The sequence below is a fragment of the Pseudomonas sp. GW822-FHT06B12 genome (assembly GCF_058799675.1).
Genome location: NZ_JBXALR010000003.1, coordinates 443,124 through 465,799, shown reverse-complemented (window position 1 = coordinate 465,799; position 22,676 = coordinate 443,124). Strand labels below are relative to the sequence as shown.

Genomic DNA, 22,676 nt, shown 5'->3' with positions numbered 1-22,676 from the left:
CCGTAGCGGCGTACAACGATCTCTGTTTTGCCCTAAGTTTTCCCTAAGCTTGCCTCTAACTCCAAGGATTCCAACAGAGTAGTGGCACTGTAGGAGTTTTCTGATTTTTTGCCGCAGTAATGCCTCGCGGCAATTTCTGTATTGAGGTAATGGATCTAATCCCGCACCATCCAGGTCCTAGATCGTTTCAATGGATGGAATTCACGGCATGCTGGATGCTAACGCTACCCATATTTCGCTCACTATTGAAGGCGCTTCCGTCGACCTTCAGGTACTCAGTTTCATTGGCCGCGAAGCCCTCAATCAGCCGTTCTGCTTCGATATCGAACTGGTCAGCACCCGCCCCGACCTCAAGCTTGAAGAGCTGCTGCACAAACCGGCGTGCCTGACCTTCGGCAGTACCGGCGAAGGGATCATTCATGGCCTGGTCTACCGCATCGCTCAGGGCGATTCGGGTAAGAGCCTGACGCGCTACAGCATCAGCCTGACCCCGCAGCTCAACTACCTGCGCCACAACCATGACCAGCAAATCTTCCAGCAACTGAGCGTGCCGAAGATCATCGCCCAGGTCCTCGAAGCCCGCGGCATTCTGTCCGACGCCTACCGTTTCCAGCTTGGCGCGATCTACCCCGAGCGCGTGTACTGCGTGCAGTACGACGAGTCCGACCTGCATTTCATCCAGCGTCTGTGCGAAGAAGAAGGCATTCACTTCCACTTCCAGCACAGTGCCAGCGGCCACACGCTGGTGTTCGGCGATGACCAGACGGTGTTCCGCAAACTGGCGCCGGTGACCTATCAGCAAGACTCCGGCATGAGCGCCGACAAACCGGTGATCAAACGCTTCAACCTGCGCCTGGAAACCCGCACCAGCCGCGTCAGCCGCCGCGATTACGACTTCGAAAAACCGCGCATCCTGCCTGAAGGCGCGGCCAGCAGTGCGTTCCTGCCAGACCTGGAAGACTACGACTATCCCGGCCGTTTCACCGACCGCGAGCGCGGCAAGCAACTGGCGACCCGCGCCCTGGAGCGTCATCGCAGCGACTACCAACTGGCCGAAGGCAAAAGCGATCAACCGATCCTGGTCAGCGGCCATTTCCTCGCCTTGAGCGAACACCCTCGCGCCGAGTGGAACGACCTCTGGCTACTGCTGGAAGTCATTCACGAAGGCAAACAGCCGCAAGTGCTGGGCGAGTCCATCACCAGTGACGTCACCCAGAACAAGGATGACTTCCACCAGGGCTACCGCAACCGCTTCCTCGCCACCCCGTGGGACGCGCATTACCGCCCGGCCCTGGAACACCCGAAACCCATGGGTATCGGCAGCCAGACCGCGGTGGTCACCGGGCCCAAAGGCGAAGAAATTCATTGCGATCAATACGGCCGCATCAAGGTGCAGTTTTTCTGGGACCGCGACGGCCAGACCGACGACAAGACCAGTTGCTGGGTTCGCGTGGCCAGCGGCTGGGCCGGTAGCGCTTACGGCGGCATCGCCATCCCGCGCATCGGCATGGAAGTGCTGGTGACCTTCCTCGAAGGCGATCCCGACCAGCCACTGGTCACCGGTTGCCTGTACCACAAGGAAAACGTCGTCCCCTACGACCTACCGGCGAACAAAACCCGCAGCACCTTCAAAACCCTCAGCTCACCGGGCGGCAAGGGCTACAACGAATTCCGCCTCGAAGACAAAAAAGGTGCCGAACAAATCTACCTGCACGCCCAACGCGACTGGGACGAAAACGTCGAGCACGACCAGAAAATCCGCGTCGGCAACGAACGCCACGACACCGTCGAAGCCAACACCCTCACCGAACTCAAGGCTGAAGAACACCGCATTACCCATTTGGATCGCAAGACCGAAGCGCGGGCCGATGATCACCTGACGGTCGGGGTGACCCAGCATGTGAAGGTCGGCACGGCGCAGTTTGTTGAAGCCGGGACGGAGATTCATTACCACGCTGGTGAAAAGGTGGTGGTTGAGGGTGGAATGGAACTGACGGCCAAGGCCGGGGGGAGTTTCGTCAAGGTTGATGCGGGGGGTGTGACGATTAGTGGGGCTGAGGTGAAGGTGAATTCAGGGGGTGCGCCGGGTGCCGGGACGGGCATTCAGATCCTCGCACCATTGATTCCTGGGGTTGCCGCTCTGGCCGCTGCCGGACAGTTGCTCAAGGCGCCTCCTATGGGTGCGTTGAACGCCGCACCACCGGTGGAAGAGGAGCTGGAGGAAGAGGAAGAAGAGGTCGAACTGGAAGACATTACCCTGCGGGTGGGCGTGTTCTTCGACGGCACTGGCAACAACCGAACGAACAGTGAACGCGCTTTTGGTTGCTTTGCACCGGACGTGAACCTGGAAGATGCAGCTGAGGATATTCGTCAGTACTGTGCATCTCATGGTTACGATGGCAAAGGCAGCTCACCCGACGACAGCTATGGGAATGACACCAGTAACGTGGCCAAGCTGTATGACCTGTACAACGATCAAATAGATGAAACTCTACCGGCCGAAGCGACAACCGCAAACTTAGCTATTTATCTGGAAGGAATCGGCACCAGTAGCACCGGAGACGACTCCCTGTACTCACAAAGTACAGGGTTGGGGGCACAGGGCGTCAGGGCTCGTGTAGAACAAACTCCAGCGCTATTTCTTGAAGCACTCAGGAGATTTAGAGAAAACAATCCAGATAAACGTGTGGAGCGAATCGAGTTCGATATATTTGGGTTCAGTCGCGGAGCCGCCGCCGCACGGGACTTTGCCAACGAAGTGCTTAAGGGTGAACAGAGCATTCTCGCCAAAGCGCTGCCTGCTGGCTCTCCTGTATTAACCGATGGTTTTAAATGGCAGGCCAAAAAGGATGTGTCGATAGATTTTATCGGTATCTACGACACAGTAGCGGCCATTGCCAACCCATTGGTTGGCGACTTCGATGGCAACAATGCGAACAACCCGGGGATCAATCTGTTCCTTGCTACGGATGCTGCTAAGAAAGTGGTTCACTTGGTTGCCCGAGATGAGCGGCGTTACAATTTTTCCCTTAATAGCGTTGGGGGCGCTGATATTGTATTGCCGGGTGTGCACTCTGACCTTGGAGGGGGATATCGACCCAAAGCCGTGGAGCGCATACTACTGAGCAAACCACGTAGCAGTGATGTTGAGCAAGACACTGCATCGTCTACAGCCTCCAGTTACAAGCTTGCGCTGAACGACCTTGGAAAACTTCAAGACCAATTATTCCAATATAATCTTCCATTGGAGGTGCGATCCTGGGAAGTGGCGTATAGCCGCCGAACCAAGGGCGATAGTTACAGTGGTAAACACGTCTATGCAGCCGTCAGTAGCCAGCGCGAAGTGCGCAGTGATCTGGCCTTGATTTACCTGCGTATCATGCGTGAGCTGGCGGTACAAAATGGTGTACCGTTCCGACAGATCCAAGAAAAGGACCCAAGACTTGCGCTTCCTAGTGAACTCGTTCCGATCGCCGAAAAACTGATGGACTATGCCTTGGGTAAAACCAAAACGATCGGATTGAGCTCGGGAGAAGAAGAGCTGCTCTATCAGCGCTACGTCCACCTGTCTGCCAATTGGAATGCCGTAAAAGATTTGAAAAACAGCGAACTGAGCGTGGTCTTTATCAATCGGCCCAACGATGACTCTAAGCGCACGGTGCACCCTAATGAGTAAGCTTTTACGAATCGCTATCGCCGCCTTATTGCTCAGTGGCTGCACGCTCGCCAATAGTCGATCATTACCTTATGACGCTTGGCGCTTGGGGTTTTCCGCACCTAACTACATGGAGGTGTGGATAGAAACAGCTGACGTGGTGGACATTCAAGAGCATGTTTACAAACGTGCGATGAGCGGTATCGCTGCAATACATTCACCCCCAAATAACACGGGCCACCCTAAAGGATGGCCTGCAAAGCCAAGCTGGGGCAAAGGTAAATACGTGATGGATGCCGACTTACCACGACTGCTTTATGTTCGTTGGCAATCCCTGGTCGAGCCCAAAACCTATGAGGCTTATATAGAAATACCGGAATCAACTAGAACGATTATGCGCAAGGGCGAAAAAACCTTTTGTGCTGCCGACGGGAAATGGATAACGGATTACCGCAAAGCTTTGGTCGTGGGTCTGGCCCCCGGCGGCATTGCCAAAGTCTGGGTGCTCGGCCCCTGCCTGCCACCACTCGAAGTGACTCGCGTACAGGGCACGGTTGATCCGCGTGGACCGTATGAAGGTAAGTCTGACGGGGAGTACTACTTCCTCTCTGATGAATCCAAAGCCTATGTCGAGAAGTTTGGTGTACCGTATGGCTCTTGGTAGCAGAGGGAACTACCGCTTTGTTGTAATTTGAAATAGCCCCTCTCCGGCAGGACCAAAGGTCCTGCCGGTTCCTCTGCAGAAGTTAAATACCGATCAGAACAATCCTCCCAAAGCAGCCGGCTCCCAGTTCATGACTATCAGCTCCCCGCTCATCTCGGCCTTGCCCTGTCGTTGATTGGCGGTGCTGTAGCGGATATCCAAAGTCTCGAAGTGGAATCCCTCGAACACGCGCCGGATGTCCGGGTGATCGTTGATGCTGACCATCACCTTGCCTTTGCAGCGGCGCATGAAGTCGGCCATTCGCTCGTAGTTGTCGAAGGAAAAATCAACGCCATAGCCTGCAGTCTGCCAGTAAGGCGGGTCCATGTAGTGGAAGGTGTGGGCACGATCATAGCGTTCAGCGCATTCAAGCCAGGGCAGGTTCTCGACGTAGGTGCCGGACAAACGTTGCCACGCAGCCGAGAGGTTTTCCTCGATCCGCAGCAGGTTGATGGCCGGGCCGGTGGTGGCAGTACCGAACGTCTGCCCGGTAACCTTGCCGGCAAAGGCATGGTGCTGCAGGTAGAAGAATCGGGCGGCGCGCTGGATGTCGGTGAGGGTTTCGGGGCGGGTCATCTTCTGCCACTCGAACACCTGGCGTGAGCTCAGCGCCCATTTGAACTGGCGCACGAATTCTTCCAGATGGTTCTGCACGACGCGGTACAGCGTGACCAGGTCGCCGTTGATGTCGTTGAGGACTTCCACGGGCGCGGCCTGGGGCCGCATGAAGTACAGCGCGGCACCGCCGGCAAAGACTTCAACGTAGCATTCGTGTGGCGGAAAAAGTGGAATGAGGCGGTCGGCCAGGCGGCGTTTGCCGCCCATCCAAGGGATGATGGGTGTAGACATTGAAAGCAAGACCTTTACTGTATGGATAAACAGGTGCTAGGCTCGCCGCGCTTTGTGCACGAAGCGAGAGCCTTGGCTGGACTTGCAGGGACAGTCTGCAGGGACGGCGGCCGGGTTGGATGTTGACGCATCCACCCCGGCCGCTCTTTTTTAATGTTGCTTATTTATAAGCGCGAGCTAGTATTGATATCGTTTTGACACTACATAGCAAGGAGCGTATCAAATGATTGTCTACTCACTTAAAAAGAAGAAAGTAACTGGCGAGTACCACCTCTTTGAAGCTACACAAAATGCGGCCAAAGACGGATGTACTCCGAAGGTAAAATCAATTTGCAAGAAGATGGATAATTCTGAAGCAATTGAAACCGCCTTCGCTTGCCAAGCCGAAAAAGAGGCACGTAGAGCATCCGCAACATATGGTCGTTCAGCGTGCGGCACATGCATTAGCCATTTGTATCTTGATCTCTAGTCATCGCTTGAAGACTTGTACCAACTCTTTTACATACGCCTGACAAGCCGCCAAGGCGATCAGTCCTTGGTCGCCGGCATCGGTGATGCCGATAATTCGTTGAGCATGCGCTGGGTTAAGTTGGGCTCTTGTGGCGCCATGAACCACGCCGCCGGTTGTGGTGGCGGCTGACACTGAGCCGCCGCTGGCTGCATCGGTGACGTCGAGTAGGACTGACAGGCGCAGATCAGCAGTGGCAAGACGGTCGCGCAGGCGACCTTGATCACGTTGGGCATCACTCAGGGCTCGATAATAGGTTTGCTCACTGGCCGAAAGCCGCTGTTCCAGGGCCAGACGCTTGTCGTGCTCGGCTTGTTGCTGCGCTGCTGCGGCCAGACTCAGTTGGTTGAGGCGTTCAGCCTGCAGGCGAGCTTGTTGCTCAAGCCGCCGGCCGTAGCGCCAGTCCTGCACCTGCCAGGCCGCCGTAGCGGAGCCGCCGGCCAAGACGGCCAGCAGTACGCCGATGGCGAACAGCCGATAAGGCGCTGGGATCAGGTCGACGACACGCATAGCTCTGCCCTCGCCCGCCCCCACAGTTGCAGCCGATCCTCCAGTCCATTGAGACCACCATTGATCTTTCGGGTGATCGCCTCGAACTCATTCCGATCCGCCAGGGCGTTCAGCTCACGCACCCACCAAAACCATGCGGCCGATTCGGCAGCCCATTGCGGCAGCTCGAGCAACTCAGGGGTGCGCAACAATCGCTCATCGCCAAACAGCGCCAGGCTGCAGCGAAGGTAATTATTGCGGCCAGTGATCTGGATCAGGCCGCGACCGCGATAACGCTGGCCATCACCGTCGGCCTCCGGGGTGTTGCCCAGTTTCACGGCCAGAGTGCCGGTGTCGTACTTGCTCAGGTACTGGTCGCCGCCCAGCTCGCGGACGTACTGCAGTTGACCGGACTCGTGGCCGACCTGCGCGAGGAATGCGGCCTGGCGTTTCGGCGTATTGATCTGCCGACGGGCCATCGCCGTGTTTAGGGCGGATACAAAAACGCCCGCTTGGCGGCGGGCGTTGGGCATGATGCGCTGTAGCTGTTGCTCTGTCAGTGACATAGCGTATCTCCATGGGGTTGGGGGATGCGGCGCTACTGCTTGAGCTGAACGACCTTCAGATCCTTCGCCGGCTTTTTCTTTTTGCCTTTGGCTTTCGCCTTGCCCTTCTTGCCGCCATTGCACTCAGCGGTCGTACTCCAGCCAGACTGGGTGAACACCTGCTCCACCGAGTCCACCAGGTACTCGCCATCGAGGCCGACTTTGAAGCCCTGGGCATTGATCGAACGTTCGGCAAACAGGTCGGTGCGCCCAGGCATCTCCAGACGAACCCCGGCCGTCGACCGGTTGAAGGCCGCCAGTCGCGCCTTGGCAGCTTGTTCGGCAGCCGACTTGTTCGGGTAGATGTGACGGTCGGTGTGCACCGGCGGCAGGCCGTCCGGTGAGTCGTCATTGTCCAGGGTGACGACCACGAGCTTTCCGTTTTTCTTGTCCTGGTGCTTGGTCGACACTGCCTTGTGAGAGTTGCGATCACCCAGCCGGAACTGAAAGCGGCTGACGTCACGGCGATGAATCGTGACCACGCCAAAGGCCTTGCCCGAGGCGCTCTGCCCGCCCTGTCGAGGCATCACCAGCAATTTGCCATCGGCGACCTTGGCCGTGCAGTCGTACTGCTTGGCCAAGCGGGTGATGAAATTGAAGTCTGACTCGTTGAGCTGATCGGCACGCGGCACCTTGGTCTGCACCGGGCACACCGGTTGCCAGCCGTTACGCGTGGCGACATCGGCAACGATGCGCGACAAGGGCACGTCTTCCCAGCTGCCGCTACGTGTGGTCTTGCCGCTGCCACGCATGTCGCTGGCCTTGCCAGTAATCACCAGGGTGTCCGGCGGTCCGGAGAAATCCACATCGTCGACGACATAGCGCCCGACGCGAGCCAATGATGTTTCGGCGTAGCCGAGGTAGATCTCGATACCCGCCCCGCGTGGCGGCAGTGCCACGGCACCGTCACGGTCATCAATGCGCAGCTCGAACTCATCGGACTCCATACCGGGCTTGTCGGTGGTTTTCAGCTGCAGCAGCCGATCATTGATCAGGGCCGTGATGTCGGCGCCGTCGGCCACGACGCGAAAGGCAGGGGTCATTGTTTTGTCCAAAAGAAAGCCCGCACAAGGCGGGCAAATAAGTGTCATCGAGGCGGTGTGCTGGGCGTCGGCATCAGCCCCACAACATCACCACCTCATCGGTGGGAGCCGGCAGATCCGGCAGCACAATCACAATGCCGGCACGATACGGTTGCGGCTCATCGGCCAGCCCCTGGTTGGCATCCAGCACCGCCTCGACGGTGCCGCCAAGATGGCCATAGGCGTGGTAACACAGGGTATCGAGCAGATCCCCGTCAGACGTTCTGCAGGTCGTCGCCATAGCGCACAAACTCCAAGGTGAACGCCTGCTTGCGCGGGATCCCACCCTGCAGCAGCGCGCTCTGTTCTTCTTCGACGTTCTTCAAGCACCAAGTCCCGAGCACATCGCCATAACCGGTGGTCAGGGTCAGGGGTTTCAACTGGGCACCGAGGCTGCGCAAGGTGTCCAGTTGCTTGATCCCGCCCTTGAACCCGGGAAAAATCGCGCCCTTGAGGGTGATCTTTTCTTCACCCATGCCGACCGCCTGTTGCGCGGGTCGACGGGTCAGCCGTTCCTGGGAGGCCCAGCGAAACTCCGTCGAACGTCGCAGTTCGTCGAAAGCGGCCGTATCCAGGTTGAAGTAGTACGGCTGCGCCTTCGGATCCTGCGGCTGAATGATCAGCAGGTGCGGAAACGGCGTGACCGCCTCCGGCATTGGTGTGGCATCGCCCGCCAGCGATCCGGTGGGCACGATGTTGGCCAGCGATGGGCTGACCTTGCCGGCGATCTTGTTGATCGCAGTGGACGCCCGGGCAGCCTGCTCTTTCAGCTGGCCCATGCGCTCATCGATCTGTGACACGGCCCGCGTGGCCTTGTTGTACGTGGCCACCACCTGCCCCACTTTGGCCTGGGCGGCGTTGACGCTACGCATGACCCGTTGCAGCTTCTGACCGACCACCGGCCCGACAATCGGCAAGCTCTCCAGCTCCGAGGCCGCGCCGCTGATTTCACTGATGGCGCCGTTGACCGGCCCCATCATGCCGTCGAGGCTACGACGCCCGGTCTCCCCCGCTGCTGCCAGGTTTTTCAGACCCGCCTGCAATTGCTCCATGTAAGCCATAGGCCCTCCTCGTTACACATGCGGCTCGTCATACAGCTTGCGGTTTTGCATCTGCTGCGTGGCCTGGCGCATTTGCTGATCAATGTAGGGTTGCAGCTCCCGCGCCAATTGCGCCGGATCCTTCACATCGCCCTGCACGGTGATGTGCAGCGGCGCTTGGATCTCGACCCGCTGCTCGATCTTCGGTGGTTCGGTCTTTGGCGGTACCGAGACCGGTGCCAACAAGGCCGGCACATTGGGCGCCGAGGGTTTGCTCAGGGACCGAGTGACATCGCCCAGGGCCGCGCCATCCGCCCCCCGTTCAGGCAGCAGGCTCTGCGCAGCTGAAGACTTCGGTGGCGCAAAAGAGCGAGCGATATCCCCCATCACCAGCGGGATGCTCCGCCCTGCATTGGTCATCATCAGCGGCCCAGCTGCAGGCAGGGTCTTCCGCGATTCGTCCGTGCCGAACATCGATTTGCCCAGGTAACCACCGAGCGCATCACCGCCCCAGTTACCCAACGCACCGCCGACAAGTCCGCCAACGATGGTGCCAATAATCGGCACCATGGAGCCGATAGCTGCCCCAGCTGCGGCACCGGCCAAAGTGCCGGCCAATCCACCGGCGGCCTCACCGTACCCCTCGGCTTTTTCGTCCCGGGTCACCGCGTTATTGTAGGTGTCCACGGCCTTAACCCCTGCGTCGACCACCGCGAATACCGCAGGGCCTTTCATGCCTCTGGCCACCGAGCCACCGCGACCGCCTCGCGTACCTGACTTGCCGGATTTCTCCGATGTGCCCCCGCCGTCCATGCCGCCATCCAGTCCGCCACTACCGGCCGGCAGGTTGGTAACGATCACTTTCTGCGGAATATTCGGGTTACCCAACAAAGTGCCGCGCCCGAGGTTCATCAGCCCCTTACCCACCTTGAAAGCGCTGACCGCCGTCTTCAGGACCACCAATCCGGCTACAGCGGTACCAATCTTGGTCACCAAACGCGGGGATTCGTCGGAGAGCTCAGTGAGGCGACGGGCAACGCTGGTGATGCCGTCAGCCACCGCGTCGGTGACCGGTCGCAACGCATCGCCGATGCTGCGCATACCGTCGTCCATGCTCTGGGCCATCTCGGCCCACTTTTGCGAGGACGTCTGCCGGCGCTCCGCCAAGTTCTTGTCGAGAATGCCGGTGGCGTCCGCCGAGTCCTTTTTAAGCTGGTTGTACAGATCCTTGTTCTGCATGTACGCGGTCAACGCGGCCTTGACCTGCATGTCGGCAAACAGGTCACCGGTGCGCAAGGCCTCCTCCAACGCGATGATCATGCCCTTGGCCTTTTCCGGATCGGTCTCTTTACTGATCTTGGCCGTCGCCTCGGCCATCGCCTTGGCCTTCTTCGGGTCGGTCGCGGCAATGTACTTCTGGGCCAACGCAAAGCTCGACTCCAGGGTCGACATGCCATTCTGCAGCCCGGTGGTCATCGAGGCCTGGTAATCGATCCCGGCCTTCTTGTATGCATCCACCGTTTCGCCCGAGCCGATCTTGCCCATCCAGTTTTTCAGGTTGTTGGCCGCCTCATCGGCGCCGCCGGCCGTTTTCATCTGCACCTGAAGGATCGAACCCAGCTGGATCACCGCGTCCATGCCGTAGATCTTCAGGTTGCCCATGTTGGCCAGCAGCTCGGGGAACCAGCGGGCCATGTCCGCCGACTCGAAACTGCCCGCCTGCCCCTGAAAGGCGATCGCCTCCAGCGCCTTCTGCATCATCGCCGGATCGGTGATTTTGGCGTTCTGCCCCAGGGCGTTGATCATCTTCGCGGTTTCGGTACCGTCCGCCCCCTGGCCGACGACGAACTTGGCCGCCGTCGGGGCGTAGTCCAGCGCCTTGCTCAGATCCATGCCGGCACCGACCAGGGCGTTCACCACCTCGGCCACCTGGTTGCGGGCCATGCCCGTGTCCTGTGACGTGGTGATGATCGTGCGGGACATGTCCTGCTCTTGCGCGGTGTTGGCAATGCCGGCCTTGATCGAGATGTCGCGGATGATCGCGCTGAAGTCCGCGCTGACCTTGGTCGGAATGGCCACGGCGGCGACCATGGCGCCTGCCTGACCGAGACTGCTTTTGAGGCCAGACCGCCCTTCCTCCAACTGCCGGTGCCCCAACGCCTTCAATTCGGCCCCGGCCGCCGCCCGGCCCATCGCGGTGTACGCCTTGCTGAGCCGGCCGACCTCGACACCCTGCTTTTTCAGCAGGCTGAGGTTGGATTCCAGCTTGGTCAGCAGCTTGCCCGCGCCTTCGGCGCCGGCCATATGTGCCTTGCGCCACTCCTCGCGCAGACGGATCGTGTCGCCGATGGTGTTCTGCAACACCCGTGCTTTTTTCCCGGTTTCGTCCAGCTGTTTGATCTTGCTTTCGACGTCCTTGAACGCTTTGCCCACCGTCGAATCGACGGCGCCGCCGATGACAAAGCCGAGCGCCAGTTTGTTCGCCATGTGCGTGCCCTATGCATCGGAAAAATGGAAGGTGGCTCAATCCGTGAGCCACCACACCAGCTCGTTGAATGGCATGACCATGATCTCGGCCGCCGAGAACCCAGTCTCTTTGGCCACCCGTTTGGCCAGCGTCTTCAACGTGGTCGCATCAAATGCCGTCGTCTTGGACCAGACGAAAATAACCGGCCTGCAGGCGCATGTAGTCGACCAGCTTGAGCGCCATCAGATCCGACTCAGGGGTCTGGGTCAGCGACGAAAACAGCGACATTTCGCGCTTCTCTTCGTCGCCATTGCAGGTTGCCTGCGCGGCCCGAATATCGCGCACGCAAGGGGCGCGCATCGACATGCTGTCGACCAGCATGCCGCTCAGATCGGTCGGGTACTTGAGGGTGATGCGAAAGCCGTCTTCGGTGATGTGCAGCCACTTGGGCAGCGTGTCTTTTACAGTTGCTTGAGTCATGTTTGTTTGTCCTTAGAGGCCCAGGGCCGCACGTTCATCCGCGAGTTGATCGACGCCATCCACCACCAGCACCATGCCGACCATGTCGATCTCGTAAATCAACCGACCATCGACTTCGAGCTTGTAGTAGGTCAGCGCCATGTTGTGTTTGGTCTCGGCCTTGTCGCCGGGTTTCCAGTCGCCCATGTCGACCTCTTTGAGGCCGCCGCGCATGGTGACAATGACCGGAGTGACCTTACCCTTGAGGCCCTTGAAAGAGCCGCGAAACACAGCGTTGCACGCGGTACGATCCGAAAGGCCGAACCACTTCAAGGCCTCACGGCGCACGCCGTTGGTGGTAAACCCGGCTTCGAGTTTTTCCACGCCGGTCGGGATCTCGATCTCACCGGCCATGCCTCCACCACGGTAGGTATCCATTTTCAGAACTACTTTGGGCAGGGTGAGACTTGGCATCTCACCAGCAAAGCTCACGCCGTCGATAAAGCCGGCGCAGTTGGACAGAACTTCAGGAATCATCAGGGGGCCTCCTTAGGCGGATTCAAGCACTTCGGTCATCCATTCGTTGGTGACTTCGAAGAGGAAATTCGGGTTCTCAGCCGGCGGTACGTCGGTGAAGCGGATGCGCCAATACACCTTGCCCTGCTCGATCTGGCTGGCCGTGTTCAGCTCGTGGTCGGGGTACGCCTCGAACTCGATCACTGCGCCCTGGTTCTTCAGGTCACGCCCGAACGCCTGCAGACCGTCGGTGACGTCCTTGACGTAGGTCTTGGTGATCGAGCGGTCGACCGCCCACTTGTGACCCGCCTGCACCGCATCCATGATGATGAAGAGCGTGCGAACCCGAGTGACAAAGGCCCACTTCGGATCGCTGGACAGCGTGCGGTTGCCCCAAAGACGAAACCCGTCGTCGCGAATGATCGTGGTGATATTGGCGTTGTTGAGCAGGTTGGCCCGGCAGGTTGCGTCACCATCCAGGTACTCGACCGCACGGGTAGTGCCGGTGATGCCGGCAAACTCCTTGTTCGACGGGGATGCCCAAAAGCCGTATGTCGCGTCGGTCCAGGCGAACAAGCCAGCCGTCCAGGCCGAGCCCGGTGCATCCACCGTCGCACTGGAGCCGGTGTCCCAGAACTGCACGCCCGGGTCGACCATGAACAGGTTGCGACTGCCGAAATTTTCGGCGTAGGCCATGGCGGCCTCGTCGGTGGTGCATGGCCCATCAATGATGCCGATAGCCCGCAGCTTCTGCGCCAGGCTATCGAGCGCCGTGGCCACCGCTTGTGTGGCCGAATGCCCTGGCGCGATCAGCAGCCGCGGCTGCGCGTTGAACAGACTCTTGCCATCGAGCAACGCCTGCAGGCCGGTACGCTGCCCCGAGGCCAGCACCCCGCCAATGATCGCCGACGTCTGCAGCGCAGCGTCTTCCATCTTGGGCACGCCGATGGCCACGATCACGGCCTTGGCTTTGCTGTAGATCGCCTGACAGGCCTGGGTGATCGCCGCACCGGCGCCAAAGGCAGCAATGGCTTCGCGCTCGGTGGTGATCAGTTTCAGCTCGCCGGCCTTGGCGGTGCCGCCACCGAGGACGCCCGGGGTGAAGGTGTCGCACAGTCCGATGATCGAAGACGACGGCAACGAGATGGTGCGTGCGCCGGTATCGACCGAAGTGGTCGTGACGCCGTGAAAGAAACTCATAAGGCTCAATCTCCAAAAACGAAAAAGCCCCGCATGAGCGAGGCCGTGAGGGGGTTCGTGTTGCACGCAGCGGAAAAGAAAACGCCCCGTCAGTACAGGGCGTTATTGAGGCTCTTCGACATCAGGCGGTGCCCATGGGAATTCCGCCTGAATGGCTTTGTAGCGGGTCACACCGGCCGCCCGGACTTCCTCCCAGCCATCCTCTCCCATGACCTGCATGCGCAACGCTTCCGAGAAATAACGATCAGATCCGGTCAGCGGGTTGGCATAGGCCGACAGACGTAACCTCTCATTTTCTTCGGCGGTCAGTGGTGGCGGTTCGGGCATCGGGCGCTGGGATACTTTGCTTTCGGCGTCCAGTACCCATATGCACTCTGTTTCCTGGATAAGCCTGAACCACAACTCATCATCGACCTCGACCGCGTCCATCGGAATAGCGTGAACACCGCGAATCAAGCGCGCCTTAAGGATGTTGTCTTTGCCGAAAACGGCATATTTATCGCCCATGATCGCACCTAGCATCCAAAAAAAACAAAACGAACCCCGACGCCACCGACACCCGTAACCAGCGCGCCGCTACCGCTGTAAGCCAACCAAGAGAAACCCGCATTATCCAGACTGTTGTAACTGGCATCAGAGCTCGCATAGCTCCCGCCGCTAGAGGCAAGGTTGATTTTCGCCGCACCTAATGCTCCATTGGGGAAAGGGATGGGATATGCGACGCTGGAAAAGCCTGTCCCCAAATTGTTGGAGTTGGTGACATACATCCACTGGATAATAAAACCGCCCAACCAACTGGGAAAAACGATGTATCCGTTGGCGGCCTTCAACATCGAAAACCCCCACCGGAGTTTCTTCGGCGTAACAATTGTGGCGTCATCCGCTCCCGCATCGACCTGCGATTCAGTAGCGATCTTTGCGGTGCCGAGCTTTAGCTCTGTCGCCTGCGTCGCCAAAGTAGCCAAGGCGGCAATATCAATGTTTCCCTGATTGATCGGCGCGTTCCAGGCCTTGATGCACCACATTACTGCGAGGCCTCGGGGGCGGGCCTCATCGCCGCCAGAAGAGCCAGTAGCGATACTCCCCCACAGAGCGTAATTTGCGCTGCCGCCGCTTAGTGACCCGGTACCAAAGCCAACGGCACCATTGGTATGCGTGTGCGCCTTGTTTTGACTATCTTGCCAGCTACCAATGACGCGGCCCGGATCAACACCACGCCCATGGTCCCAACCACGCAGGAATTCGCCGCGCGATTCGGGAAGACGGAAGTTACCAACGCCCTCATCGCCCTTGTTGAACGCTGTGCCCAGGAACGTTGCCAGATCCGGATAGACCGCAGCACTCTTTACACTGCCGTCAATCTCCAGAAATCCGGGCGCAACCTTGTTCACCGGAAACGCCACCATAGTGCCGACCGGAAGCGCCGAGGCCTGGGCAATCATCGACTCGATTTCAGCCTTGGTGTAGCTGTCCTTGATGCCCATTCCGGCGAGCGTGTCCGGGTTGTCGCCCGACACCACAAGCCCGCGATCGTTGGTCTTGACCCGAGTCCACTCGCCGGGGGCTTTGTTCTTCGGTAGCACTTCCAGAATGGCCGCGTCGACGTAGGCCCGCGAGGCCAGCACCACCGCCGGATTGATCTTGAGGGTGATGCTCCCGGTGTTGGTGACAATGAAGTTCATGCGCACAATTTGTGTTCGGCCCGAGCCTTGCGACAAGATCGGTTTAAAGCTCGGTGCGCAATTGGCCACCGCGATCAGATCGCCGTCGGCATCGTACAGGCCGATTTCGCGGATCCACTTACCGCCTTCGTCGGCCGGAATCACCTGTTCAGCAATGACCACCGCCGGGTTGATCGGGTCAATCTTGAGCTGATTCAGCGGCCGGCGCCGCCATTCGCTGATCAGCTTGGTTTGCGCGGCGTTGGGGATGGGGTCGGTGCCGTTGGCATCACCCACGCCCATTTCAGTGATCTTCCAGGGAATGCCGAGCGCGTCGGCGTTCGCCTGCTTGGCCATCCCCACATTCGTGAGGATCGCGAAAAACTGCGAGTTCGCATCAATCATAATAAACGTCCAGGGTGTCTATGGAGTGTTCGCGACCGACCACGCCGAAGCGGCCCGTGACCTCGATGTCACGCATCACCGGCGGGTAAACGTCAATTTCGTCGCCTTCGTACAGGGCGACACTGATATTCAAATTGCCTTGGGTTTCGAGGCTGATCGCTAACCCCGTCAGGTGCCGGGAGACAGGCTTGGCGTCATCAATCAGCCGCTCCAGCTCCTGATACATTGCCTCGGTGATGCCGGTGTCCAAGACGCCGACCTTCAGGGCGAAGGTGCCCGGCATGCCTTGCGGCACCGTGTTGAACCACTCGACGATCTCGATCAGGTAACCCAGCGGCTCGACCACCCGACGCAGCGCACCGATGGTGCCTTTGTGGGCATGGATGTAAAACGACGCCTTGATCGCTGCCCGCTTGACCGACTCCGACCAGCTAGGATCCCAGCGGTCGACGGACCAGGCCCAGGCCAGGTGTGGCAGCAGATGAACCGGACAGGTATCAGGGTTGTACAACGTGCGCAGCGGGATGAGGATCTGCTCACCGAACGTCGCCTCAATGGCTCGCTCCAGTGAGGTGCTGTTGAGCGGTAAAAGACTGCGCATTTCAACCTCCCAGCACGACGCTGTATCCGGTGCAGTAAGCGGCCTGCGCCTTGGTCGGGGCGAGATCCTGCCAATCCTTGAGTTCGACCCGAGCTACGCCCGCCACGTGCACCTGCGCGTCAACACCGGAACGCGCCACTTCAAGCCCTAACCGCCGACGCGGGTTGATCCAGGTCTCCAGACGTTTGATCGCCTCGGCGAGTGCGGCATCGTTTTCCGGACCAGCACCTTTCATGTGCAGCACGGCGTCGATGCGGTACCGCAAGATCTCGGCGCCACGCACCGTCACGCGGTCGCCGACGGGGCGCACGTCCTCGTCATTCACGGCAGCGGCGACCAACGCCAGCAAGTCAGGCCCCGCCTCGCCGTCGCCCTCCAGGCTCAACACAGTGACATCAACACAGGCCGGTGACGGGCTTTCGGCTGTGGCATCGGCGACCAGCGCCGATGCATTACGAGCGTGCAGGATGTAGCTGTTGCGTGGCCCTGCGGTCGTCAAACCTTCGTAGGCCAACTGCACCCGCTCACGCAAGGCCTCGTGGGATTCCAGGATCGCCTCGACCGGCGGCACCGCCAGCGGATCGGCCGGCTGGATCTCCAGGCGTTTCAGGTTAACGTTGGCCGCCAAGTGATCCAGATCGCCGCCGGTGGCATAGGCCAGCAATTGCGCTTTGGCCGCGTCGTTAACCCGTGCCCGGTTGCCAAGCTTGATGTAGCTGCCGACCTCCAGCAGCTTAGTGACCGGGTCGCTTTCCAGCGATGCCGTCCAGTTGTCGCCCATGTGCCCACGGAAAACCTCCAGCGCTTCGTCGTACACAACTTCAAAGTCGAGCGGCTCCAGCACCTCCGGTGCCGGCAATTCCGACAGGTCCACCAAGGTACTCATACCCACACCTCCAACGTGCCGCGCACACCGAGGTATTCGCCGCTGATCTTCAAATTGATTTGCCCGCCCAGAACGGACACCACGCGGACCCGTTCCAGTTTCAGACGCGGCTCCCACAAGCCCAAGGCCCGAGCGGCTTCGGCCTGCGCAGCGCTTTTCCAGCCTTCATTGATGGGCAGGTCGACCATGCGCCGCAACTTGCAGCCGTACAGCGGTCGCTCCCGACGGCTCAGCAGCGGCGTGCCGAGGATGTCTTCGACAGACTGGCGTAAATGCTCGATGCCGGAGATGGGCTGCCCGGTGTGGCGATCCATTCCGATCATCGGGGTTACTCCTTAAGCAGCTCGAACTCAGCGTGGGACTTGAGGTACTTCAGTGCCCCATCATCCGAGGTGCTGACCGACACAACGCCCTTCGCTACGGCCAGCGTTCGGTCATCCGGCAGGATCAGCGTACGAGACGTGTACACGGTGTCGCGGTAGGTCGCCTTCGGCGCCCCTGGTGCCGACGGTGGGCTGCTGGTGATGGCTTGAACCAACGCCACGGGGTCTTCTTGAGGTTTGGCCATGATTGCTCCGAGCATGAAAAAGCCCGCACACGGCGGGCTGGGGTTATTGGTTGTCACTAATGCGAGTGGCGGTTGCTGTTGCCAGTGGTGTCGAGAATCGCCCCGTCGCTGGTGATGTCCTGAGTGGCATGCAGCGAGCCGTCGATGTTCACCGGTCCCTTGATGTTTACGCTCGCTTCCAGGTTGATCGTGCTGGACTTCACCGTCACGGCGTTGTCCGTCACCTCGGCCTGGGTGGCCCCCACCTTGATCGTGACCGTGCCGCTGGGCAGGCTGATGCTGTAGCTCTTGGCCTGCCAGTCGTAGACCAGCGAACCGCCATCGTCAAAACGCCACACTTCAACGTGATCACGATTGTCTGGCGGCGGACCACCGTTGCCGTACAGACCAGGAATAAACGTACCTTGCGACACGTCACCGCTGGTACTAATCAGCGTGCCCTGCTCATTCAGGCTGGGTGCCCGCCAGTGCCGCGCCTTGCCGGCAGCGACGCTGTGCCAGCGCACCCAGCCGCTGACCCATTCCCCGTCCGAAACCCGGCATACCGGCGGCGAGGCGGCCAGGTCCACCGCCACCACGTAACAATCCTTGACCAGGCCGGCGAGCATGCGGTCGTGCTGCGCGCTGGCATAACTCATTGCACCTCCTCAGGCCGCACCTCGCCGTCACCCGGTTCAATATTCAATACCAGGGTGCCCGGCGGCTGATCCGGCCACGGCCACTGAGCTTCACCCAAGTAAATCTGCTGCGTCCACTCCACCACCCAGACGGTGTAGCCATCCAGTACCGGCTTGGTCCAGTCCTGCATGGCCTGGACGAACTCGGCAGGCTCCACCGCTAAGCCCCAGCTCTGCAGGCGCAGCAACACCGCAAGCTGCCCCGCGAGGAACACGGCCTGTTGGTGGTGATCCGGTTCGATCGGATCGGTGATCACCCGCGCTTCGAACTTGCAGGCCAGCCCCGTCTCACCGGTGCCCGGATCTTGCCCCGACTCCATTTCGGCCAGCTCGACGAACACCGCCGGCAACCCGACGCGATCTTCGATGTTTGGCCACACAGCGACCGTCTGCACGCTCGGGAGATGCGCATGGATGTGCCGCTCGATGGCCTGGTACAACTGCTCGAGGCTGAATGGTTCATCTGACACGTTATTTCCCCTTCAGATACTTCTGCAGTTCAAAGTTGAGCTCCTGCTGCAGGACGTGCACCAGGTGTGCATCGGCCTTACGCACCCAGCTTTCGAAGTGCGGCCGGGCCTGGCCCAGGGAGACCTTGGCCTTGGCCAGCGGGAAGCGGTTGTCGTGTTCGGCAATCCAGCCCGAACTCGCCCCGCCTCGCGCACTCACGGTGCTGTCGGGATAATCGTCGGCATTGAAATGCTTGCTGGCCGTGCGAATCCAGATGTCTGCGCTGTTGCCATAGACCTTCTTGTAGAAGGCGCCCTGATAACGTCGACCGGCCACCGACACGCCGGAGTTGCTCTGCCGGGCACGACCGATTCGACTTGCCTCGAGGGCATTGAGACCGAACCACAACTTGCCGCTCATGGCGCCGCCGGTGACCGGGTAAGCACGCAACCGCTGACGCACCGCAGCCACCGCAATGCGCTCCTGCCGACCGACAGCGCGGGCAATGTGCGTACGCAGCCAACCCAGGGTTTTGTTGATCGCTCGACGCTGGGCAACGGCCGCCGCTTTCGGCACTAACTTGGCGAAGTCCTGGAACGCTTGCCGATCTGCTGTCGAGGTCTGCAAGGAGATCATTCCGCCGCTGGCCGAAGACTTGAAATGACTGCCGACGCTCATGCCTTAACCCTCAATAGCAACGCGACCCAGCCGGTGCCGTCCGGTTCCAGTTTCACTAGGTCATAGGCGCCGCCACCGTCCTGCACCGGCAGGTCGATGACCACCAACTGACCTGACTCAATCCCTGCGGCATCACTGACGCGGACCTCGAACTGAGGCTCCCGCAGCGCCGTGTTGATGCGCCCCATACGCGGCTGCAGCCAGGGTGCGGAAAAAAAGCCGGCGATCTCGCGACCGCCGACCAGCCCAACGTCGCCCAGGCCATCCAGCACCAGGGCGTCCATGTCGTCGCTCAACTCCCGAAAGCGCACGGTTATGCACCGTCATCAGAGCTGTCGTCGGTATCACCGGTCAGGCCCTGAGATTCACGCAGCAGTTGCTGCGCGAGCGGATCCTTGACCGGGGCGATACGACCCTCGGCGATCAGTGCGTCCGCCACCTCCTTGTTTGGCGGGGTGTACGGCTCGCCCTTCACCACCACGGTGCGACCGTCCTGCACGCAACCGTCGATCACCAGGAATTCGGCTTTTTTGGCCATGTCACACCACCTTGGCGTAGATGAAAGCGTCGGGTTCCAGCAGGCTCGCCAACACTGCGCTCTGCAGCTTCAGCCAACGGGCGCTCGGCTCTTGCGTCACCCAGCTTTTCGGGAAGCGCGCCGCCTCGACCAAGCCGCTTTCTACCGCTTCCAGATCCTGAATGGCGCCGTACAACATGGCGTTGCGCGTCGAGGTGGAACCGAGGATGAGCCCGCCAGCCGGAATCATCGGCTGCTCGTCGTCGTCATCGTCCAGGTACCACTCGTCATAGCCGTAGAGGTCGACGCCCGGATCGTTCAGGTAACCCAGGTAGGTCACGCCGTCCGGCAGTTCCTCGGGCTTGATCAGGCCCATGTCGACGCGGCGGGTATTGAGCTGCTTCATCACCGTCGCATTCGACTGGAACGCATCCAGTGCTTCACCGCTCATGGCCACGGTGTTGGCCGTGCGCCCGGAGTCCTTGGCGATCTTGCGTTTCCAGCCACGCAGGTTGGCAATCGGGTCACCGTCGGCAGTACCCCATTGACCGCTGCCCAGGCTGATCTTGTGATCGCTGGCCATCAGGAAGTCGATGGTGTCGTCCACGCCCTCGCCGATCACCCGCACTTTCCCGGTGGTCAGCGCCTGAGCGCACATCCACTCTTCACGACGGACGATCTCGTCATCAAGATCGCGCAGATCCTTGCCCAGCAGTTGTCCGGCGCGCTCCAGCGGAGTGCGCGAGGAAAACGGGTTGTCGCCGGCTGCACGCTTGAGCACCAGTTCGGCGGTGGTTTCACGCTTGGGTTGGATATAAGGCGGCGTGTAGTTGCTGGTGGTGTAGCCATCGCGCAACGACACGCTGCCGGGCAGACGTGGGTGAACGAACGGCGCCATCTTGCGCTTGCCCTTGATGATGTCGATGTCCACCGTCTTGGTCGGGAACGTCACCGGACTGCCGCCATTGAAAAAGGTGTTCAGCAGAAAGCGGCGTGCAGTCGGCATCTGCTCGACCGCCTCCAGCATGGTACGGGTATCAAAAATATCCATCGGAAGCTCCAGTTAGCGAACGAACAGGCACAGGGAACGCAGCGCGGCTTTCGCCTGCGCCAGGGTGAGGCCCTCGCCGAGAATGAGTTGGTGGGCCTGCACTTCACCGGTCAGACGAATCGGTGCCACCCGGGCGCCCTTGCTGGTGTCGGTGGCCTGGTCGAGGATCGCCTTCGGTACCTCGGAGCCGTCGGTGGCCGCCGCCGTGCACAGCACGTATTCGCCGCTGGCTTTCACCTGACCGAGGACAGCGCCACGGCTAAGCTTCTGTCCAGCGGCAATCACGGCGCTGTCGATCATCACCGGGAAGGCACCGGCCGACAGCTGATCGGGGATGTAGGTTTCGCGTTCAGGGTTGCTCATGAGGCTCTCCAATCAGCGGCGCGAGGCGCCCTCGACGATGGCGTTGACCACGGCTTTGCGTTCGCCTTGGTCATTGTTGCCGGATGGGGTGGAAGTTGACGCGCCAGTGGCGTCGGACTTGATCGCGCTCAGGGAAATGCCGCGATCCTGCGCCGCCTTAAACAGTTGCAGTGCAGTGGCCTCGACCGACGTTCCGGCGTCGATGGCAGCGGCGATCTCGGTCTCAAAGCCCTTGCTGGCCATCGCATTGATGCCGGTGATCCGCTGCCGTTCGGCGGTTGCGCCTTCTTCGCGGCTCTCGGTGCGGATGCTTTCCAGATCTGGCTGGCTGGCCTGAGCAATCTGGATGGTTTGCGGATCCGTGCCGGCGGCCAGCGCCTCACGCAACTCCGCCGTGCTGCTGACGGTGGTCATGTTGAATTTCCTCGGTTGGGTTGCGGCCGGTTTGGCCAGTTGGGTAATCAGTGTTTCAAGCGAGCCCAAGCGGTGAGCCAGGCCGGATTCGACGGCGGCAGCGCCAACGCGCAGACCACCAAAGTCGCCCATCTCGGGCACGCGTTCCGGATCCACACCCAGGTTGCGAGCGACCTTGGCCACGAACACCTCGCCCATGGCGTCGACCGTTTCGCCGACCTTGGCCCGGCCCTCCTCGGTGGCCAGATCGACGCGCTTGTTGGGCGCGTTGCGACTGACGATCTGGTAGCGCTTGCGACCGCTGGATGCCTCACCCTCTACGACCGCCTCGACCACGACGCCGATGCTCCCGGCGAGCGCGGTTTCGTCGATGACGATCTCGCTGGCCGCCGAAGCGATCCAGTAGGCTGCGCTGGCTCCCGTGCCGCCGATGTAGGCGACGATGCGTTTGCGGTCACGGGCTGCATGGATGTGGTCGGCCAGCTCATTGATGCCGGCGGCCACGCCACCTGGACTGTCGATGTTCAGAATGATCGCGTTGACCTTGGGGTCGTCCAGAGCCGTCTGCAGGTCAGTAGCCAGCACTTGGGTACTGGTCGCGCCGCTAATCTCGGTGAAGAGATTGGCGTAGCGAAACACCGGGCCGACTACCGGGATGATCGCCACCCCGTTGCGGACGCTGACGCTCCGGCTGTTGTCCAGCCGCATGCCGGTGCGGGTTTCCAGCGCCGCCGGGTCGCCCATCCGGTCTGCAATGGTCAGCAGGTTGTCCAGGGCGCCAGGCAGCATCAGCCAGGGCTGCGAGGCAGCCAGCTCAAATGCGCGGGGCATG

The 22,676-nt window shown here is 60.4% G+C and carries 27 protein-coding genes; 3 read left to right on the top strand and 24 right to left on the bottom strand.

Going from position 1 to position 22,676, the window contains the following annotated elements; all coding sequences use genetic code 11:
- Positions 1-208 precede the first annotated feature (208 nt).
- Together tssI and AC1RKH_RS09695 are read left to right on the top strand one after the other, a co-directional pair.
- On the top strand, positions 209-3,676 hold the full coding sequence (gene tssI, locus AC1RKH_RS09700; RefSeq protein ID WP_493061580.1) for a type VI secretion system tip protein TssI/VgrG: 3,468 nt from the start codon (positions 209-211) through the stop codon (positions 3,674-3,676).
- Complete coding sequence (locus AC1RKH_RS09695; protein WP_493061579.1) at positions 3,669-4,319, top strand: DUF2931 family protein; 651 nt, start codon at positions 3,669-3,671, stop codon at positions 4,317-4,319. Before tssI ends, AC1RKH_RS09695 begins: the two co-directional genes overlap by 8 nt.
- A 93-nt stretch (positions 4,320-4,412) precedes the next feature.
- On the opposite strand, the gene AC1RKH_RS09690 is transcribed toward AC1RKH_RS09695, so the two are convergent.
- Positions 4,413-5,207 carry a DNA adenine methylase gene (locus AC1RKH_RS09690; protein WP_493061578.1) on the bottom strand — a complete coding sequence of 265 codons (795 nt, stop codon included), beginning with the start codon at positions 5,205-5,207 and terminating at the stop codon, positions 4,413-4,415.
- Between the two features lie 223 nt (positions 5,208-5,430).
- Between AC1RKH_RS09690 and AC1RKH_RS09685 the strand changes: the two genes are divergently transcribed.
- Positions 5,431-5,676 (top strand): hypothetical protein, encoded by a 246-nt coding sequence (locus tag AC1RKH_RS09685; RefSeq protein WP_493061577.1) that lies wholly within the window; start codon positions 5,431-5,433, stop codon positions 5,674-5,676.
- On the opposite strand, the gene AC1RKH_RS09680 is transcribed toward AC1RKH_RS09685, so the two are convergent.
- The 23 genes from AC1RKH_RS09680 to AC1RKH_RS09570 form a co-directional block, all read right to left on the bottom strand.
- Positions 5,677-6,225: a lysis system spanin subunit gene (locus AC1RKH_RS09680; protein WP_493061576.1), complete on the bottom strand. Its 549-nt coding sequence runs from the start codon at positions 6,223-6,225 to the stop codon at positions 5,677-5,679.
- Positions 6,207-6,770 carry a glycoside hydrolase family 19 protein gene (locus AC1RKH_RS09675; RefSeq protein ID WP_493061575.1) on the bottom strand — a complete coding sequence of 188 codons (564 nt, stop codon included), beginning with the start codon at positions 6,768-6,770 and terminating at the stop codon, positions 6,207-6,209. The genes AC1RKH_RS09680 and AC1RKH_RS09675 overlap by 19 nt, the downstream gene beginning before the upstream one ends.
- Before the next feature lie 32 nt (positions 6,771-6,802).
- Complete coding sequence (locus AC1RKH_RS09670) at positions 6,803-7,852, bottom strand: phage late control D family protein (RefSeq protein ID WP_493061574.1); 1,050 nt, start codon at positions 7,850-7,852, stop codon at positions 6,803-6,805.
- A gap of 73 nt (positions 7,853-7,925) precedes the next feature.
- Positions 7,926-8,132, bottom strand: a complete 207-nt coding sequence (locus AC1RKH_RS09665; RefSeq protein WP_493061573.1) for a tail protein X — start codon at positions 8,130-8,132, stop codon at positions 7,926-7,928.
- A complete protein-coding gene (locus tag AC1RKH_RS09660) occupies positions 8,107-8,952 on the bottom strand; it encodes a phage tail protein (protein ID WP_493061572.1) in 846 nt (281 codons plus the stop codon). Before AC1RKH_RS09660 ends, AC1RKH_RS09665 begins: the two co-directional genes overlap by 26 nt.
- 12 nt (positions 8,953-8,964) lie before the next feature.
- The gene (locus AC1RKH_RS09655) at positions 8,965-11,418 is read right to left on the bottom strand and encodes a phage tail tape measure protein (protein ID WP_493061571.1); all 2,454 of its coding nucleotides are present in this window, start codon (positions 11,416-11,418) and stop codon (positions 8,965-8,967) included.
- A gap of 148 nt (positions 11,419-11,566) precedes the next feature.
- Positions 11,567-11,878: a phage tail assembly protein gene (locus tag AC1RKH_RS09650; RefSeq protein WP_493061570.1), complete on the bottom strand. Its 312-nt coding sequence runs from the start codon at positions 11,876-11,878 to the stop codon at positions 11,567-11,569.
- Between the two features lie 12 nt (positions 11,879-11,890).
- The gene (locus AC1RKH_RS09645; protein ID WP_493061569.1) at positions 11,891-12,394 is read right to left on the bottom strand and encodes a phage major tail tube protein; all 504 of its coding nucleotides are present in this window, start codon (positions 12,392-12,394) and stop codon (positions 11,891-11,893) included.
- A gap of 12 nt (positions 12,395-12,406) precedes the next feature.
- The gene (locus AC1RKH_RS09640; RefSeq protein WP_493061568.1) at positions 12,407-13,573 is read right to left on the bottom strand and encodes a phage tail sheath subtilisin-like domain-containing protein; all 1,167 of its coding nucleotides are present in this window, start codon (positions 13,571-13,573) and stop codon (positions 12,407-12,409) included.
- A 102-nt stretch (positions 13,574-13,675) separates the two neighbouring features.
- Positions 13,676-14,080: a hypothetical protein gene (locus AC1RKH_RS09635; protein ID WP_493061567.1), complete on the bottom strand. Its 405-nt coding sequence runs from the start codon at positions 14,078-14,080 to the stop codon at positions 13,676-13,678.
- A gap of 8 nt (positions 14,081-14,088) precedes the next feature.
- Positions 14,089-15,639, bottom strand: a complete 1,551-nt coding sequence (locus tag AC1RKH_RS09630) for a phage tail protein (protein ID WP_493061566.1) — start codon at positions 15,637-15,639, stop codon at positions 14,089-14,091.
- Positions 15,632-16,240, bottom strand: coding sequence for a phage tail protein I (locus tag AC1RKH_RS09625; RefSeq protein WP_493061565.1), 609 nt, complete (start codon positions 16,238-16,240; stop codon positions 15,632-15,634). Before AC1RKH_RS09625 ends, AC1RKH_RS09630 begins: the two co-directional genes overlap by 8 nt.
- A 1-nt stretch (position 16,241) precedes the next feature.
- Positions 16,242-17,126, bottom strand: coding sequence for a baseplate assembly protein (locus tag AC1RKH_RS09620; protein WP_493061564.1), 885 nt, complete (start codon positions 17,124-17,126; stop codon positions 16,242-16,244).
- Positions 17,123-17,449 carry a GPW/gp25 family protein gene (locus AC1RKH_RS09615; RefSeq protein ID WP_493061563.1) on the bottom strand — a complete coding sequence of 109 codons (327 nt, stop codon included), beginning with the start codon at positions 17,447-17,449 and terminating at the stop codon, positions 17,123-17,125. Before AC1RKH_RS09615 ends, AC1RKH_RS09620 begins: the two co-directional genes overlap by 4 nt.
- A gap of 5 nt (positions 17,450-17,454) precedes the next feature.
- Complete coding sequence (locus AC1RKH_RS09610) at positions 17,455-17,694, bottom strand: hypothetical protein (protein WP_493061562.1); 240 nt, start codon at positions 17,692-17,694, stop codon at positions 17,455-17,457.
- Positions 17,695-17,750: 56 nt separating this feature from the next.
- The gene (locus AC1RKH_RS09605; RefSeq protein ID WP_493061561.1) at positions 17,751-18,332 is read right to left on the bottom strand and encodes a phage baseplate assembly protein V; all 582 of its coding nucleotides are present in this window, start codon (positions 18,330-18,332) and stop codon (positions 17,751-17,753) included.
- On the bottom strand, positions 18,329-18,841 hold the full coding sequence (locus tag AC1RKH_RS09600) for a hypothetical protein (protein ID WP_493061560.1): 513 nt from the start codon (positions 18,839-18,841) through the stop codon (positions 18,329-18,331). The genes AC1RKH_RS09605 and AC1RKH_RS09600 overlap by 4 nt, the downstream gene beginning before the upstream one ends.
- Before the next feature lies 1 nt (position 18,842).
- Positions 18,843-19,499: a hypothetical protein gene (locus AC1RKH_RS09595; RefSeq protein ID WP_493061559.1), complete on the bottom strand. Its 657-nt coding sequence runs from the start codon at positions 19,497-19,499 to the stop codon at positions 18,843-18,845.
- The gene (locus tag AC1RKH_RS09590; RefSeq protein ID WP_493061558.1) at positions 19,496-19,783 is read right to left on the bottom strand and encodes a head-tail joining protein; all 288 of its coding nucleotides are present in this window, start codon (positions 19,781-19,783) and stop codon (positions 19,496-19,498) included. The genes AC1RKH_RS09595 and AC1RKH_RS09590 overlap by 4 nt, the downstream gene beginning before the upstream one ends.
- 29 nt (positions 19,784-19,812) lie before the next feature.
- The gene (locus AC1RKH_RS09585; RefSeq protein WP_493061557.1) at positions 19,813-20,037 is read right to left on the bottom strand and encodes a hypothetical protein; all 225 of its coding nucleotides are present in this window, start codon (positions 20,035-20,037) and stop codon (positions 19,813-19,815) included.
- A 1-nt stretch (position 20,038) separates the two neighbouring features.
- Positions 20,039-21,067 carry a major capsid protein gene (locus AC1RKH_RS09580; RefSeq protein WP_493061556.1) on the bottom strand — a complete coding sequence of 343 codons (1,029 nt, stop codon included), beginning with the start codon at positions 21,065-21,067 and terminating at the stop codon, positions 20,039-20,041.
- 12 nt (positions 21,068-21,079) lie between these two features.
- Complete coding sequence (locus AC1RKH_RS09575; protein WP_493061555.1) at positions 21,080-21,430, bottom strand: head decoration protein; 351 nt, start codon at positions 21,428-21,430, stop codon at positions 21,080-21,082.
- A gap of 12 nt (positions 21,431-21,442) precedes the next feature.
- Positions 21,443-22,675, bottom strand: a complete 1,233-nt coding sequence (locus tag AC1RKH_RS09570) for a S49 family peptidase (protein ID WP_493061554.1) — start codon at positions 22,673-22,675, stop codon at positions 21,443-21,445.
- Between the last annotated feature and the right edge of the window lies 1 nt (position 22,676).